The sequence below is a fragment of the Pseudomonas fluorescens genome (genome assembly GCF_019212185.1).
Classification (GTDB): domain Bacteria; phylum Pseudomonadota; class Gammaproteobacteria; order Pseudomonadales; family Pseudomonadaceae; genus Aquipseudomonas.
Genome location: NZ_CP078138.1, coordinates 656,114 through 673,231, shown reverse-complemented (window position 1 = coordinate 673,231; position 17,118 = coordinate 656,114). Strand labels below are relative to the sequence as shown.

Sequence of the window (17,118 nt, the reverse complement as noted above, 5' to 3'; positions counted from 1 at the left end):
CGGCGTAGAAAGGGCGGTTTGTAGTGAACCCGTCACATCCACTACGCAAATGACTGTCGAACAAAAGTTAGAAATAGCTGAAATTCCGGTTTTTTTGGCAGCCAGCATCAAGCTGTACCCTATTGCGAATGACGAAAGACCAAGATTAACGATTATCCTCACAACGCAGCAGGAGGCCACAAGCCGTTCCCCTGTAGTTTTACTACTCGTCTATACAGGCGAAAGGCTGAAATGCCCGAAGATTTGTAGTAAAACTACACGCCGCCGAATAACCTCCGGCAATCCAAGAATTCATAAACGTCTGCCCACAAGGCCAGTCGCTAACTCAGGCAACCGATTCTGGTAGCCTTTCCGCCCTGGAGCAAGCCATGCAAGACCTCGATCCCGTCGAAACCCAGGAATGGCTGGACGCCCTGGAATCGGTTCTCGACAAAGAAGGCGAAGACCGTGCTCACTATCTGATGACCCGTATGGGTGAACTTGCGACCCGCAGCGGCTCGCAACTGCCATACGCCATCACCACGCCTTACCGCAACACGATCCCTGTTACCCACGAAGCACGCATGCCTGGCGACCTGTTCATGGAACGCCGCATTCGCTCGTTGGTCCGCTGGAACGCGATGGCCATGGTAATGCGTACGAACCTGAAAGATTCCGACCTCGGCGGTCACATCTCCAGCTTCGCTTCCAGTGCGACCCTGTATGACATCGGCTTCAACTACTTCTTCCAGGCCCCGACCGACGAACACGGCGGCGACCTGATCTACTTCCAGGGCCACACCTCGCCAGGCGTTTACGCCCGCGCATTCATGGAAGGCCGCATCACCGAAGACCAGATGAACAACTTCCGCCAGGAAGTCGACGGTCAGGGCCTGTCGTCCTACCCGCACCCTTGGCTGATGCCTGACTTCTGGCAGTTCCCGACCGTATCCATGGGTCTGGGTCCGATCCAGGCGATCTACCAGGCACGCTTCATGAAGTATCTGGAGCACCGTGGCTTCATCCAGCCAGGCAAGCAGAAAGTCTGGTGCTTCCTGGGCGACGGCGAGTGCGACGAGCCGGAATCCCTAGGCGCCATCTCCCTCGCCGGCCGCGAGAAGCTGGACAACCTGATCTTCGTCATCAACTGCAACCTGCAACGCCTCGACGGCCCGGTTCGCGGCAACGGCAAGATCATCCAGGAACTCGAAGGCGTGTTCCGCGGTGCCCAGTGGAACGTGACCAAAGTCATCTGGGGCCGTTTCTGGGACCCACTGCTGGCCAAGGACGTCGACGGCATCCTGCAACGTCGCATGGACGAAGTCATCGACGGCGAGTACCAGAACTACAAAGCCAAAGACGGCGCGTTCGTTCGTGAACACTTCTTCAACACGCCTGAACTCAAGGCAATGGTTGCCGATCTGTCCGACGACGAGATCTGGAAGCTCAACCGTGGCGGCCACGACCCGTACAAGGTCTACGCGGCGTACCACGAAGCGGTCAACCACAAAGAACAACCTACCGTTATCCTGGCCAAGACCATCAAGGGTTATGGCACCGGTGCCGGCGAAGCGAAAAACACCGCGCACAACACCAAGAAGGTCGATGTCGAAAGCCTGAAGTTGTTCCGCGATCGCTTCGACATCCCGGTCAAAGACGACGAACTCGAAAACCTGCCGTTCTTCAAACCGGAAGAAGGCAGCGCCGAAGCCCGTTACCTGAGCGAGCGCCGTACCGCACTGGGTGGCTTTGTCCCTCAGCGCCGCGCGCAAAGCTTCAACATCCCGACTCCGCCACTGGACACCCTCAAGGCGATCCTGGACGGCTCGGGCGACCGTGAAATCTCCACCACCATGGCCTTCGTGCGGATCCTCGCGCAACTGGTCAAGGACAAGGAAATCGGCCCGCGCATCGTACCGATCATCCCGGACGAAGCCCGTACCTTCGGTATGGAAGGCATGTTCCGCCAACTGGGCATCTACTCGTCCGTCGGCCAGCTCTACGAGCCAGTCGATAAAGACCAGGTGATGTTCTACAAGGAAGACCAGAAAGGTCAGATCCTTGAAGAAGGCATCAACGAAGCGGGCGCCATGAGCTCCTTCATCGCTGCCGGTACTTCGTACTCCAGCCACAACCAGCCAATGCTGCCGTTCTACATCTTCTACTCGATGTTCGGCTTCCAGCGTATCGGCGACCTGGCATGGGCCGCTGGCGACAGCCGTACCCGTGGCTTCCTGATCGGCGGCACCGCCGGCCGGACCACCCTGAACGGTGAAGGCCTGCAACACGAAGACGGTCACAGCCACCTGCTGGCTGCCACCATCCCGAACTGCCGCACCTACGATCCAACCTACGGCTACGAGCTGGCGGTGATCATTCAGGACGGCATGAAGAAGATGACCGAAGAGCAACAGGACGTCTTCTACTACATCACCGTGATGAACGAGTCCTACCAGCAGCCAGCCATGCCGGCCGGTGCCGAAGAAGGCATCAAGAAAGGCATGTACCTGCTCGAGGAAGACACCCGCGAAGCGGCGCACCACGTTCAACTGATGGGCTCCGGCACCATCCTGCGTGAAGTCCGTGAGGCGGCGAAGATCCTGCGTGAAGAGTTCAACGTCGGCGCTGACGTGTGGAGCGTTACCAGCTTCAACGAACTGCGTCGCGACGGCCTGGCCGTAGAACGCAGCAACCGTCTGCACCCTGGCCAGAAGCCTAAGCTGAGCTACGTCGAAGAGTGCCTGAACGGCCGTAAAGGTCCGGTGATTGCCTCTACCGACTACATGAAGCTGTTCGCCGAGCAGATCCGTCAGTGGGTACCGTCCAAGGAATTCAAAGTCCTGGGCACCGACGGTTTCGGCCGCAGCGACAGCCGCAAGAAACTGCGTCATTTCTTCGAAGTTGACCGTCATTTCGTGGTGTTGGCAGCCCTGGAAGCACTGGCTGACCGTGGTGACATCGAGCCTAAGGTGGTAGCTGAAGCTATCGTCAAGTTCGGTATCAACCCGGAAAAACGCAACCCACTGGACTGCTGAGGAGAACCCCTGTGAGCGAACTCATTCGCGTACCTGACATCGGCAGCGGTGAAGGTGAAGTAATTGAACTGTTTGTGAAGGTCGGCGACCGTGTCGAAGCCGAACAGAGCATCCTGACGCTGGAATCGGACAAGGCGAGCATGGAAGTTCCAGCTCCGAAGGCCGGCATCATCAAGAGCCTGAAAGTGAAGCTGGGCGATCGCCTGAAAGAAGGCGACGAACTGCTGGAACTGGAAATCGAGGGTGCCGCTGCGGCATCCGAGGCTCCGGCTCCGGCAGCGGCTCCTGCACCCGCTGCGGCGGCACCTGCTGCTGCGCCAGCCCCGGCGGCCGCTCCTGCGCCAGCCGCGGCCCCGGCTGCCGCCACTGTCCAGGACATTCATGTTCCGGACATCGGCTCGTCGGGCAAAGCCAAGATCATCGAAGTACTGGTCAAGGTCGGCGACACCGTTGAGGCTGATCAATCGCTGATCACCCTGGAATCGGACAAGGCCAGCATGGAAATCCCTTCGCCGGCTGCCGGCGTCGTGGAAAGCATCGCGGTCAAGCTCGAAGACGAAGTCGGCACTGGCGACTTCATCCTCAAATTGAAAGTGACTGGCGCTGCGGCACCGGCTGCTCCTGCACCTGCCGCCGCTCCTGCGGCCCAGGCTGAAGCTGCGCCAGCGCCAGCTGCTGCTCCTGCGGCCAAAGCCGAGGCTGCTCCAGCCCCGGCCGCTGCTCCAGCACCCAGCGCTGGCAAAGTTCACGCAGGCCCGGCGGTTCGTCAGCTGGCCCGCGAGTTCGGCGTCGAGCTGAACGCTGTAGGCGCTACCGGCCCGCACGGTCGCATCCTCAAGGAAGACGTGCAGGTTTACGTCAAGGCGATGATGCAGAAGGCCAAGGAAGCTCCGGCCGCCGGCGCAACCGGTGGTGCTGGTATTCCGCCGATCCCGGTCGTGGACTTCAGCCGCTTCGGTGAAATCGAAGAAGTGCCGATGACCCGCCTGATGCAGGCTGGCGCTGCCAACCTGCACCGCAGCTGGCTGAACGTGCCGCACGTGACCCAATTCGACTCGGCGGATATCACCGAGCTGGAAGCGTTCCGTATCGCGCAGAAAGCCGTGGCCGAGAAGGCTGGCGTCAAGCTGACCGTGCTGCCGCTGTTGCTCAAGTCCTGCGCGCACCTGCTCAAGGAACTGCCGGACTTCAACAGCTCGCTGGCGCCAAGCGGCAAGGCAATCATCCGCAAGAAGTACGTCAACATCGGCTTCGCCGTCGACACCCCTGAAGGCCTGCTGGTGCCGGTCATCAAGAACGTCGACCAGAAGAGCCTGCTGCAACTGGCGGCCGAAGCGGCTTCCCTGGCTGAAAAAGCCCGGACCAAGAAGCTCTCGGCAGACGAGATGCAAGGCGCCTGCTTCACCATCTCCAGCCTCGGCCACATTGGCGGCACCGGCTTCACGCCGATCGTCAACGCGCCGGAAGTGGCGATCCTGGGTGTTTCCAAGGCCACTATCCAGCCGGTCTGGGACGGTAAAGCCTTCCAGCCGAAACTGATGCTGCCGTTGTCGCTGTCCTACGACCACCGCGTGATCAACGGCGCCGCTGCGGCCCGTTTCACCAAGCGTCTGAGCGACCTGCTGGGCGACATCCGCACCATCCTGCTGTAAGACCGGACGGCCCTTCTTCACCGAAGGGCCCTTCGCGCTCCACGTTTCCGAGCGCCACGCTCGTACCTCAACCCCGCCAATTTGGCGGGGCTTTTTTTGCCTGCCATTTAACGAACACTGCGAATGCGCCTACCGGCATCAAACCTCGATACCACCCCTCGCGCTTAAACAGACCACATTCTGGGTCCGCTTCCTCCCCAATATTTATTGCGCCCATCGCCATACGATAAGTCGGGTTCAGCGCAACGCTGACGGGTTACTCCCCAAATTAATGATGCACTTCGAATGGACTCGAATATGTTTCAGCCTACTGTCGGCCCTATTGTCGGCCATACAACGCCCCATCACACACGCCTGTTTATTCGTGGTGGATCCATTAACAACGAGTGGACATATGCCGCCGTACGTTATCGACGTCGTGGCGATACCGACTGGTCTGCCCCCCTGTTTGCCGAGCTTTCAGCACTCCGTGACTTCTCGAACGTCATCGCCCTGAATAACCTGGGCAGCGACACGCGCTATGAATATCAGGCTGGCTGGTTCAGTTCCGGCAAAGAGCAGCCGAGCGAGCAAACACTACTGGAGTGGCCCTTACAGTGGCCCAAGCAGATTTATCAACTCCGCACGATTTCCAGCGAAGTAACTACACCACGAAGTTACATCGTTGGCTCCTGCCGTTACTTGCGAATGACCCTGGGAATCCCTTCATATCCCTCAAAGGGCGATAAGATTTTCTCGGCCATTCATAACTTCGTCAAAAAAAACGCATTAATTCCCGTCGGCGCGCTAGTGATGACCGGCGACCAGGTCTACGTCGACGACATGAACGTTGTCAGCCCCGATCGCGAATACAAGGAGATCCTTGCCAAATACCGCGCAGCCTTTTCCCAACCCCATATCCAGGCGCTCATGGCATCAGTGCCGACCTACATGATTCTGGATGACCACGAAATAGAAGATAACTGGCCCGCCAATGCCAACAATGACGTCGCGTTGTACCGCAATGCCATGGCGGCCTATGAGATTTATCAAGCCAGCCACAGCCCCGTCCATGAACTGCTTCCCAGTGGGCAGCCAGCGCGCAAACTGGGACATTACTGGTATCAGTTCGCCCAAGGGGATATCGAATGGTTTGTCACTGACAGTCGAACCCGACGCGACCTTTCAGCCAATGACCGGCGCATCCTCGATGCAGAACAGGAAGACGCGCTGATTTCCTGGCTGATCAATAGCCCTGCGCGGGTCAAATTTCTGGTCACCAGTGTGATGTTCTTTCCCGACAATAAAGACAACGGCACTGACGCCTGGAAGGCTTTTCCCGAGCAACGCCTGCGCATCCTGGACACCATTCGCAAGCACAGAATCAAGAACGTCATCGTCGTTACGGGTGACGTCCACGGCTCGCTGACTTCGCGCCTGCGACACAGTGAGGATGCGGACTTCGAGGTCCAGACCATCGTCTCGTCGCCCTTTTGCAACAGCGCCCTGCTGCCCTATGCAAGCGCCTCCTCCTTCATCCTCGACCAGCCTCTGGCGCAGACCGAATCGGGCGACTATCACCTTGAATGGACCAGCAAAGTGATCAGCCAGGATAACTTTGCCTACCTCGAGGTCGAGCGGGAGCATATTCGAGTGGAGTACCGCGACCGCGACGGTGAGCACTTGTACTCGGTCAACCTGCCACTGCAGCTGTAAAAAACATCTCAGGAGCCGGCTGCCACCAAGCCGGCTTCTAGCTGTTAGTTTTTCCTACAGAAATTCGCAGGCCTGCCGATAAACGCTTATAGCATTTAGCCTTCATCTTCTATTGTCAGTCCGTGCTGCATCATGCAACCTTGCGCCAGGCAACAGAACAGAGGGCGAGAGCCCATCGCGCTCAGCATTTCCGAAGCGAGTTTCTTCAATGAAAAGCCATCCCGATGCCGCCAACCGAATGGTGGCCGAGGTAGTGACGCAGTTGCCTGTGCCCTCGCGGCTCGGCATGTTGCGTTTCGAACGGCTGAATGAAGCAAGCTGGGCCCTGCTGTTTCTCGACCCCAACTGCGAACGTCAGTTTGGCTTGCCAGCGGTCGAACTCTGCGCTCTGGTCGGCTCGCCCTACGCCAGCCTGATGGAGCCCGAGGCCCGCTACCAGTTGCACGACGCAATCCAGCAGCAACTGACTGAAAGCCCGCATTACCTGGTGCGCTATACCCTGCACACAGCCCAAGGCTCCCTGAACCTGCTGGAAATGGGCGAAGCCTACAAGCAACACAATCGTCACCTGCTACGCGGCTACCTGCTGGTGGTCGATGGCATGTTCGAAAATGATCCGCTGGTGCCGGCACTCGATCTGGAAACCCAGAACTCACGCCTGCAGATTGCCCTGGAATTGAATCAGCGCGCACAACAGGAGCAATTGCAGCATCTTGAGCGCATGCGCGCCCAACAAGACCTGATCCTGCTGCTCGCACGCCAGCGCTACAGTTCCGGCAACTCCTTGCAGGAGGCCGCCAAACTGATTACCCGCAGCGCCTGCGAGATCTACGAAATCGACAGCGCCAGCCTGTGGAACCTCGACGGCCAGCGCCTGCTGCCGATCTCCGCCTACCACCGCGCCTCCCAGGAGTACCGCCTGCCGGAGATCATCGATGCCAGCGGCTTCCCCGATTACCTCGAAGCCCTGCACTCCAGCCGGGCCATCGATGCGCACAACGCCATGCACGACCCGCGCACCCGGGACATGGCCGAGAGCCTGCGCCCGCGCGACGTCAACGCCATGCTCGACGCCAGCATCCGCGTCGATGGCCAGGTGGTCGGCGTGCTCTGCCTTGAGCAGACCGGTGTCACCCGCGCCTGGCAATCCGATGAAGTCGCCTTCGCCGGTGAACTGGCCGACCAGTTCGCCCAGGTCATCAACAATCACAACCGCCGCACGGCAACCAGCGCCCTGCACCTGTTCCAGCGCGCTGTCGAGCAAAGCGCCAACGCCTTTTTGCTGGTCAATTGCGATGGCGTGGTCGAATACGTCAACCCGAGCTTCACTGCGATCACCCAGTACAGCACCGAAGAAGTCCACGGCTATCGGCTGTCGGAATTGCCGGCCCTGGAGAACCTCAGCGAGCTGCTGTTCGATGCGCCCTCCAGCCTGGCCAAGAGCAACAGCTGGCAAGGTGAATTCAAGAGTAGGCGCAAAAACCTGGAGCCCTACTGGGGCCAGTTGTCGATCTCCAAGGTGTACGGCGACAACCGCGAGCTGACCCATTACATCGGCATCTACGAAGACATCACCCAGACCAAGCTCGCCCAGCAACGTATCGAGCGCCTGGCCTACACCGACAACCTGACCAACCTGGGCAACCGCCCGGCATTCATCCGCAACCTCGACGAGCGCTTCGCCCGCAACAGCGACAGCCCGACCTGCCTGCTGCTGGTGGACATCGACAACTTCAAGCGGATTAACGACAGCCTCGGCCACCAGACCGGCGACAAGCTGTTGATCAGCCTCGCCCGGCGCCTGCGTAACAGCCTGAGCCCGAGCGGCAGCCTGGCGCGGTTTGCCAGTAACGAATTCGCCGTGCTGCTGGACGACGCCAGCCTGCATGTCGGCCAGCAAATGGCCAGCCAGTTGCTGATGACGCTGGACAAGCCAATGTTCGTCGACAACCAGCTGATCAGCGTGACCGCCTCGGTGGGCGTGGCGTGTGCGCCGCTGCACGGCAGCGATCCGCAGACCCTGATGCGCAATGCCGGCCTGGCGCTGCACAAGGCCAAGGCCAATGGAAAGCATCAGGTCCAGGTGTTCACTGAGGCCTTGAACGCCGAGGCCAGCTACAAGCTGTTCGTGGAAAACAACCTGCGCCGCGCCCTGACCCAGAATGAACTGGACGTGTTTTACCAGCCCAAGTTGTGCCTGCGCACCGGCCGCCTGCTGGGTATGGAGGCGCTGCTGCGCTGGAATCACCCGGAAAAGGGCATGATCCGCCCGGACCAGTTCATCAGCGTCGCCGAAGAGACCGGCCTGATTATCCCGATCGGCAAGTGGATCGCCCGCCAGGCCTGCCGCATGAGCATCGAGTTGAGCGCCGCAGGCCTGGGCAATCTGCAGGTGGCAATCAACCTTTCACCCAAGCAATTCTCCGACCCGGATCTGGTGTCGTCGATCGCCAATATTCTCAAGGAAGAGCAGCTTCCCGCGCATTTGCTGGAGCTGGAACTGACCGAAGGCCTGCTGCTGGAAGCCACCGAAGACACCCACCAGCAACTCGAGCAACTCAAGCGTCTGGGCCTGACCCTGGCCATGGACGATTTCGGCACCGGCTACTCGTCCCTCAGTTACCTGAAGAAATTCCCGATCGACATCATCAAGATCGATCGCAGCTTCATCCACGAAATCCCTGACAACCAGGACGACATGGAAATCACCTCGGCGGTGATTGCAATGGCCCACAACCTCAAGCTCAAGGTGGTAGCCGAAGGGATCGAGACCGCCGCCCAGTTGGCGTTCCTGCGGCGCCATCGCTGCGACGTTGGCCAGGGTTACCTGTTCGACCGTCCCATTCCCGGGGCCGAGCTGATCGACAAGCTCAAACGCTACCCACGCGGCCCAATCGCCTGACAGCGCGGCAACACTCGGGCACACTGGTGGTCTGACTCTTTACCTACATCCCCAACCTGACTGGAGGACTGATCATGGTCTTGCGCTCGGAAATTCTGGTGAATAAAAACGTGCTGCCTACCAAAGAACAAGCTCTGCCTGGCCGTGAAACAGCGATGACGCTGCCGGAAAACCACTTCGTGTTCAAAGACACTCCGCTGCTCGGCCCGTTCTTCCAGGATGTCGACTTCGCAATCTTCGGCCTGGGCTGCTTCTGGGGCGCAGAGCGACGCTTCTGGCAGCGTGACGGCGTGGTCAGCACGGTGGTCGGTTACGCTGGCGGCTTCACCCCGAACCCAACCTACGAAGAGGTTTGCTCGGGCCTGACCGGCCACACCGAAGTGGTGTTGGTGGTGTATGACAAGGCCAAGGTCAGCTACAACGAACTGCTGGCGATGTTCTGGGAACTGCACAACCCGACCCAGGGCATGCGCCAGGGCAATGACATCGGCACCCAGTACCGCTCGGCCATCTATGCCACGACCCCGGAGCAACTGGAAGCGGCGCAAAAGAGCAAGGCCACCTACCAGGCGGAACTGAGCAAGGCTGGTCTGGGCGAGATCAGCACCGAGATCGACCAAGCGCCAACCGTGTACTTCGCCGAGGCCTATCACCAGCAATACCTGGCGAAAAACCCTGAAGGCTACTGCGGGATCGGCGGTACGGGCGTGACCTGCCCGATCTGACTTTCGGCAGCTGAAAAGCATCGCGGGCAAGCCCGCTCCCACCAAAACTGTGGGAGCGGGCTTGCCCGCGATGGGATCGGTCAGACGGTGACCTTATTCAGCAATAAGCCAATCCATCTGCCACCCACCCTGGGTCTGGCCGAGCCTCTTCGACAGCCAAGGCAGCAACTCACGCAACTCCTCTTCCAACCCCCACGGTGGATTGGCGATCGCCAGCCCGGAGCCGTTCAGGCTGTTCGGGGTGTCCAGCGGATGAACCAGTAATTCGACACGCAACAGCTTCGGCGCACCGCTGCCGGCCAGGTCCTGATAAAAGCGGCGCAGCATGCGCTGATCCTTCACCGGGTACCAGATCGCAGCCACGGTCTGACGCATCCGGCCAATCGCCTCTTTTAGCGACGCGGCGCAACGTTGCATCTCGTCAAGCTTCTCGAACGGTGGGTCGATGAGCATCAGGCCGCGCTTTTCCGGCACCGGCAACAGCGCACGCGGCACATGCCAACCTTCGCCCAGATGCACTTTGACCCGACGATCACCCTTCATGTTGTCCTTGAGCAGCAAGCCGTCTTCCGGGTGCTTCTCGTTGAGCAACACCCGGTCCTGTGGCCGGGTCAGGCGCCGAGCCAGCTCTGGCGAACCGGGGTAGTAGCGCAACTGGCCATCCGGGTTCATTTCATGCAGCACCTGCATGTAGTCAGCCGTCAGAATCGGCAAGTCCGGCTCGCCCCACAGCCGCGCGATGCCTTCCAGATACTCGCCGGTCCGACTGGCCTGATCACCTTGCAGGTCATACAGACCAATGCCGGCGTGAGTGTCGAGATAGGCAAACGGCTGCTCCTTGCGCGACATCAGGGCGATGAGGCGGGTCAAGGTCAGGTGTTTGAACACATCGGCGTGATTGCCGGCGTGGAAGGCGTGACGATAATTCATGATTGCTCCTGCGAAGGAGGCGAAGTTTACCCTGTAGTGCGCCCAGCGTCAGGGGTTCACAGCCGAGTGGCCCCTGGGCAGGAAAGACGAGCACAAAAAAACGGCCCGCACCTTGAGGGTGCGAGCCGTTTTTTTGATCAGTAATTGATCAGGACCTAAGCCCCTTCGATTACTTGTTCAGGTGGAAATCTTTCTCCGCCGCCGCGAAACGCTGCAGCATGCCCGCCGACGGCTCGCCCAGCTTGCTGACCATGAAAATGGCCAGGCTGGCGAAGATGAAGCCCGGGATGATTTCGTACAGGCCGAGCAGAGCGAAATGCTTCCAGACGATCACGGTGATCGCGCCGACCAGGATACCGGCCAGTGCGCCGTTCCGGGTCATGCCTTTCCACAGTACCGAAATCAGTACCACCGGACCGAAAGCGGCACCGAAGCCGGCCCAGGCGTAGCTCACCAGACCCAGTACGCGGTTTTCCGGATTGGCAGCCATGGCAATGGCAATCAGCGCAACCACCAGGACCATCGCACGACCAATCCACACCAGTTCCAGCTGGGAAGCATTTTTGCGCAGGAAAGCCTTGTAGAAGTCTTCGGTCAAGGCGCTCGAGCACACCAGCAACTGGCAGCTAAGGGTGCTCATGACCGCCGCCAGGATGGCCGACAGCAGCACGCCCGCGATCCATGGATTGAAGAGGATCTTCGCCAGTTCGATGAACACGCGCTCATGGTTTTCGGTCACCGGAGCCGCAACTTCCGGGTGCGCCGAGAAGTAAGCAATGCCGAAGAAGCCTACCGCCACGGTGCCGCCCAGGCACAGGATCATCCAGGTCATGGAGATACGGCGGGCGTTGGCGATCGATTTCACCGAATCCGCCGCCATGAAGCGCGCCAGGATGTGCGGTTGGCCGAAGTAGCCCAGACCCCAACCCATCAGCGAGATAATCCCGATGAAGGTGGTGCCTTTGAGCATGTTGAAGTTTTCAGGGTTCTGCGCCTCGATGGCGAGGAACGTGGTGTCGACGCCACCGGTGGCCAGCAGCACGATGATCGGCGTCAGCAACAGGGCGAAGATCATCAGTGTGGCTTGCACAGTGTCAGTCCAGCTTACCGCCAGGAAACCACCGACAAAGGTGTAGGCAATGGTCGCCGCAGCGCCGGCCCACAGCGCAGTCTCGTAGGACATGCCGAAGGTGCTTTCGAACAGACGGGCGCCAGCCACGATGCCGGAGGCGCAGTAAATGGTGAAGAACACCAGGATCACGATCGCAGAGATGATCCGCAGCAGACCGCTCTTGTCTTCGAAACGGCTGGAGAAGTAGTCCGGCAGCGTCAGAGCGTCGCCGTTGTGCTCGGTCTGCACGCGCAGACGACCGGCGACGAACAGCCAGTTCAGGTAGGCACCGACGATCAGGCCGATGGCGATCCAGCTTTCCGACAGACCGGACATGTAGATGGCGCCCGGCAGGCCCATCAGCAACCAGCCGCTCATGTCGGAAGCGCCAGCGGAAAGCGCGGTCACCACGCTGCCGAGGCTACGGCCACCGAGAATATAATCGGAAAGGTTGTTGGTGGAGCGATAGGCCATGAAGCCGATCAGCACCATTGCTGCGATGTAGATCACGAACGTGATCAGGGTTGGATTGCTTGCACTCATTGAGTTACGCCCTGGCTTTGTTTTTATGTAGCAGCGGTCTGATGGAGCGCCGCCAAACGATTACGCTTGAAAGACGATCGGATAATCCGCGCATTTATGACTGATGTTTCCCCAGGAAAGCCATCAGCCGATGAATCGTCTTGTGGACGGTTGCACCTTGGGCGCGAATCCTATTCAACAATGCAAATAAGGTGCAACCAGTTTCGGCCGATTAAGTTGCACCCAGTCGGAAATTTATTTTAGAGGACAGTTTTTGCTCCTTTTCGGAGCAAGAAACTCAACGGACTGGGACAAAAAGCACCAAGCAGGAGCGGCCGGCACTTGCTTGAATTTACTTCCTGACGAACTGCCGTTAATTCAGGCAAAAAAAGGGTTGCACCCGGTTGCACCTCTTTCAGCTCGCGGCTAATCTTGCCGCCAGCTGATGCCACGCAGTCGTGGCAAACATGAGGATAAAAATATGGCTACCACCACCCTTGGGGTCAAACTCGACGACCCAACCCGCGAGCGCCTCAAAGCCGCCGCGACCTCGATTGATCGCACGCCACACTGGCTGATCAAGCAGGCGATTTTCAATTACCTGGAAAAACTCGAGGGTGGTGCAACCCTGACCGAGCTCAACGGTTTGACCCGCGTCGATGCGGACGACAGTGCCGAGGTGCAGGTCGACCACGCGCACCAGTGCTTCCTCGAGTTCGCTGAAAGCATCCTCCCGCAATCGGTGCTGCGCGCTTCCATTACCGCCGCCTACCGTCGCCCGGAACCCGAAGTGGTGCCAATGCTGATCGAGCAGGCGCGCCTGCCGGCAACGATGGCCGAAGCCACCAACAAACTGGCTGCCTCGATTGCCGAAAAACTGCGCAATCAGAAGAGCGCCGGTGGCCGTGCCGGCATCGTTCAGGGCCTGCTGCAGGAGTTTTCCCTGTCGTCCCAGGAAGGCGTGGCGCTCATGTGCCTGGCCGAAGCCCTGCTGCGGATTCCGGATAAAGGCACCCGCGACGCACTGATCCGCGACAAGATTAGCACCGGCAACTGGCAACCGCATCTGGGCAACAGCCCTTCGCTGTTCGTCAACGCCGCCACCTGGGGCCTGCTGCTGACCGGCAAACTGGTCTCCACCCACAACGAAGCCGGCCTGACTTCGTCCCTGAGCCGCATCATCGGCAAGAGCGGCGAGCCGATGATCCGCAAGGGCGTCGACATGGCCATGCGCCTGATGGGCGAGCAGTTCGTCACCGGCGAAACCATCGCCGAAGCCCTGGCCAACGCCAGTAAGTTCGAAAGCAAGGGCTTCCGCTATTCCTACGACATGCTCGGTGAAGCCGCACTGACCGAACATGACGCGCAGAAATACCTCGCGTCCTACGAGCAAGCCATCCACTCGATCGGCAAGGCTTCCCACGGCCGTGGCATTTATGAAGGCCCAGGCATTTCCATCAAGCTGTCGGCCCTGCACCCACGCTACAGCCGCGCCCAATACGAGCGCGTGATGGACGAGCTGTACCCGCGCCTGCTGTCGCTGACCCTGCTGGCCAAGCAATACGACATCGGCCTGAACATCGATGCCGAAGAAGCCGACCGCCTGGAGCTGTCGCTGGATCTGCTCGAGCGACTGTGCTTCGAGCCGCAACTGACCGGCTGGAACGGTATCGGTTTCGTCATCCAGGCTTACCAAAAGCGCTGCCCTTACGTGATCGACTACGTGATCGACCTGGCTCGTCGCAGCCGTCATCGCCTGATGATCCGCCTGGTGAAAGGCGCGTACTGGGACAGCGAAATCAAGCGCGCCCAGGTTGAAGGCCTGGAAGGCTATCCGGTCTACACCCGCAAGGTGTACACCGACGTTTCCTACATTGCTTGCGCACGCAAACTGCTGTCGGTGCCGGAAGTCATCTACCCGCAGTTCGCCACGCACAACGCCCACACTCTGTCGGCCATCTATCACATCGCCGGTCAGAACTATTACCCAGGGCAGTACGAGTTCCAGTGCCTGCACGGCATGGGTGAACCACTGTACGAACAGGTTGTAGGCAAAGTTTCCGAGGGCAAACTGAACCGTCCGTGCCGCGTGTACGCACCGGTCGGCACCCACGAAACCCTGCTGGCTTACCTGGTACGTCGCCTGCTGGAAAACGGCGCGAACACCTCGTTCGTCAACCGCATCGCCGACCAGTCGATTTCCATCCAGGAACTGGTGGCCGATCCGGTCGCCAGCATTGAACAGATGGCGACCGTGGAAGGTGGTTTCGGCCTGCCGCACCCGCGCATCCCGTTGCCGCGTGACCTGTACGGTTCCGAGCGCGCTAACTCCAGCGGCATCGACATGGCCAACGAACATCGCCTGGCGTCGCTGTCCTGCGCCCTGCTCGCGACCGCGCACAACAACTGGAAAGCCGCGCCGATGCTCGGTTGCGCCTCCAGCAGCGAAACCCCAGCACCGGTACTGAACCCGTCGGACCTGCGTGACGTAGTCGGCCATGTCCAGGAAGCCACGGTCGAAGACGTCGACAATGCGATCCAGTGCGCCCTCAACGCCGCACCGATCTGGCAAGCCACGCCACCGGCCGAACGCGCAGCGATCCTGGAACGCGCTGCCGATCTGATGGAGGCCGATATCCAGCCGCTGATGGGCCTGTTGGCCCGCGAAGCCGGCAAGACTTTTGCCAACGCCATCGCCGAAGTGCGCGAAGCCGTGGACTTCCTGCGCTACTACGCGGTGCAGGCGCGCAACGACTTCAGCAACGACGCCCACCGCCCACTGGGCCCGGTGGTGTGCATTAGCCCGTGGAACTTCCCGCTGGCAATTTTCAGCGGCCAGGTGGCTGCTGCCCTGGCCGCCGGTAACCCAGTGCTGGCCAAACCTGCTGAGCAAACCCCGCTGGTGGCTGCCCAGGCGGTGCGCCTGATGCTGGAAGCCGGGATTCCCGAAGGCGTGTTGCAACTGCTGCCGGGCCGTGGCGAAACCGTCGGTGCCGGCCTGGTCGGCGACGATCGGGTCAAAGGCGTGATGTTCACCGGTTCCACCGAAGTGGCTCGCTTGCTGCAACGCAACATTGCCGGGCGCCTGGACAGCCAGGGTCGTCCAATCCCGCTGATCGCCGAAACCGGCGGCCAGAACGCGATGATCGTCGACTCTTCGGCACTGACCGAACAAGTCGTCATCGACGTGGTGTCCTCGGCCTTCGACAGCGCCGGCCAGCGGTGCTCGGCCTTGCGCGTGCTGTGTCTGCAGGAAGATTCCGCCGACCGTGTCATCGAAATGCTCAAGGGCGCCATGGCCGAATCGCGCCTGGGCAACCCGGAACGCCTAAACGTGGACATCGGCCCGGTGATCGACGCCGAAGCCAAGGCCGGTATCGAGAAGCACATCCAGGGCATGCGCGACAAAGGCCGCAGCGTGTACCAAGTGGCTATCGCCGACGCCGAAGAAGTCAAACGCGGCACCTTCGTCATGCCGACCCTGATCGAGCTGGAAAGCTTCGATGAGCTGCAACGCGAGATCTTCGGCCCGGTACTGCACGTGGTTCGTTACAAGCGCAAAGATATCGACCAGTTGATCGCGCAGATCAACGCATCTGGCTACGGCCTGACCCTGGGCGTGCACACTCGCATCGACGAGACCATCGCCAAGGTGATCGACAACGTCAATGCCGGTAACGTCTACGTTAACCGCAACATCGTGGGTGCCGTGGTCGGCGTCCAGCCGTTCGGTGGCGAAGGCCTGTCGGGCACTGGCCCTAAAGCCGGTGGTCCGCTGTACCTGTATCGCCTGCTGTCGACTCGCCCAAGCGACGCGATCGAGCAATCCTTTGCCCGTGCCGACGCCGAGACCGCACCGGATACCCGTCTGCGTGACGCCATGAGCAAGCCGCTGACGGCCCTGAAAACCTGGGCTGAAAGCCACAAGCTCAATGACCTGAGCGCCCTGTGCGCGCAGTTCGCCAAGCAATCGCAAAGCGGTATCACCCGCACCTTGGCCGGCCCGACCGGCGAGCGCAACAGCTACGCGATCCTACCCCGCGAGCACGTGCTGTGCCTGGCAGAAGTCGAAGCCGACCTGCTGACACAACTGGCGGCGGTATTGGCTGTAGGTGGTTCGGCTGTCTGGCCGGAAACCGAGCTGAGCAAGAAGCTGTTCGCACGCCTGCCGAAGGATATTCAGGCACGCATCAACCTGATTTCCGACTGGAACAAGGATGAGGTGGTGTTTGATGCCGTCCTGCACCACGGCCATTCCGACCAGTTGCAAGCGGTCTGCCAGCAAGTAGCCAAGCGCGCCGGCGCGATTGTCGGCGTCCAGGGTCTCTCGCAAGGCGAAACCAACATTGCGCTGGAGCGCCTGGTGATCGAACGCGCGTTGAGCGTTAACACCGCTGCGGCGGGTGGTAATGCGAGCTTGATGACGATCGGCTAAATTCGCCGAACGTCAGAGACTACAAAGTGGGCGCCCTCATCGGCGCCCATTTTTTTGCCTGCGCCGCTAGACCGCAAATATGCACTCGCTCTGTCGGAGCTGGCTTGCCAGCGAAGAACGATAACGCGGTCA

General features: G+C 60.1%; 8 protein-coding genes. 6 read left to right on the top strand and 2 right to left on the bottom strand.

Annotated elements, in window-relative coordinates:
- The first annotated feature begins 368 nt into the window (after nucleotides 1-368).
- The 5 genes from aceE to msrA all read left to right on the top strand — a co-directional run bounded on the left by aceE (nucleotide 369) and on the right by msrA (nucleotide 9,988).
- Nucleotides 369-3,014 (top strand): pyruvate dehydrogenase (acetyl-transferring), homodimeric type, encoded by a 2,646-nt coding sequence (aceE, locus tag KW062_RS02895; RefSeq protein ID WP_027617477.1) that lies wholly within the window; start codon nucleotides 369-371, stop codon nucleotides 3,012-3,014.
- Nucleotides 3,015-3,025: 11 nt separating this feature from the next.
- On the top strand, nucleotides 3,026-4,666 hold the full coding sequence (aceF, locus tag KW062_RS02890; RefSeq protein WP_105754023.1) for a dihydrolipoyllysine-residue acetyltransferase: 1,641 nt from the start codon (nucleotides 3,026-3,028) through the stop codon (nucleotides 4,664-4,666).
- A 297-nt stretch (nucleotides 4,667-4,963) separates the two neighbouring features.
- Nucleotides 4,964-6,361 (top strand): alkaline phosphatase D family protein, encoded by a 1,398-nt coding sequence (locus KW062_RS02885; RefSeq protein ID WP_105754124.1) that lies wholly within the window; start codon nucleotides 4,964-4,966, stop codon nucleotides 6,359-6,361.
- Nucleotides 6,362-6,569: 208 nt separating this feature from the next.
- Nucleotides 6,570-9,263, top strand: coding sequence for a sensor domain-containing phosphodiesterase (locus KW062_RS02880; RefSeq protein ID WP_027617474.1), 2,694 nt, complete (start codon nucleotides 6,570-6,572; stop codon nucleotides 9,261-9,263).
- A 74-nt stretch (nucleotides 9,264-9,337) separates the two neighbouring features.
- Complete coding sequence (msrA, locus tag KW062_RS02875; protein ID WP_027617473.1) at nucleotides 9,338-9,988, top strand: peptide-methionine (S)-S-oxide reductase MsrA; 651 nt, start codon at nucleotides 9,338-9,340, stop codon at nucleotides 9,986-9,988.
- A 93-nt stretch (nucleotides 9,989-10,081) separates the two neighbouring features.
- Here msrA and KW062_RS02870 read toward each other — a convergent pair whose 3' ends face one another.
- Both KW062_RS02870 and putP read right to left on the bottom strand, forming a co-directional pair.
- On the bottom strand, nucleotides 10,082-10,918 hold the full coding sequence (locus tag KW062_RS02870) for a 23S rRNA (adenine(2030)-N(6))-methyltransferase RlmJ (protein ID WP_105754024.1): 837 nt from the start codon (nucleotides 10,916-10,918) through the stop codon (nucleotides 10,082-10,084).
- 169 nt (nucleotides 10,919-11,087) lie between these two features.
- On the bottom strand, nucleotides 11,088-12,572 hold the full coding sequence (gene putP / locus KW062_RS02865) for a sodium/proline symporter PutP (RefSeq protein ID WP_027617471.1): 1,485 nt from the start codon (nucleotides 12,570-12,572) through the stop codon (nucleotides 11,088-11,090).
- 460 nt (nucleotides 12,573-13,032) lie between these two features.
- Between putP and putA the strand changes: the two genes are divergently transcribed.
- Nucleotides 13,033-16,986, top strand: a complete 3,954-nt coding sequence (gene putA, locus KW062_RS02860; RefSeq protein WP_105754025.1) for a trifunctional transcriptional regulator/proline dehydrogenase/L-glutamate gamma-semialdehyde dehydrogenase — start codon at nucleotides 13,033-13,035, stop codon at nucleotides 16,984-16,986.
- Nucleotides 16,987-17,118 lie beyond the last annotated feature (132 nt).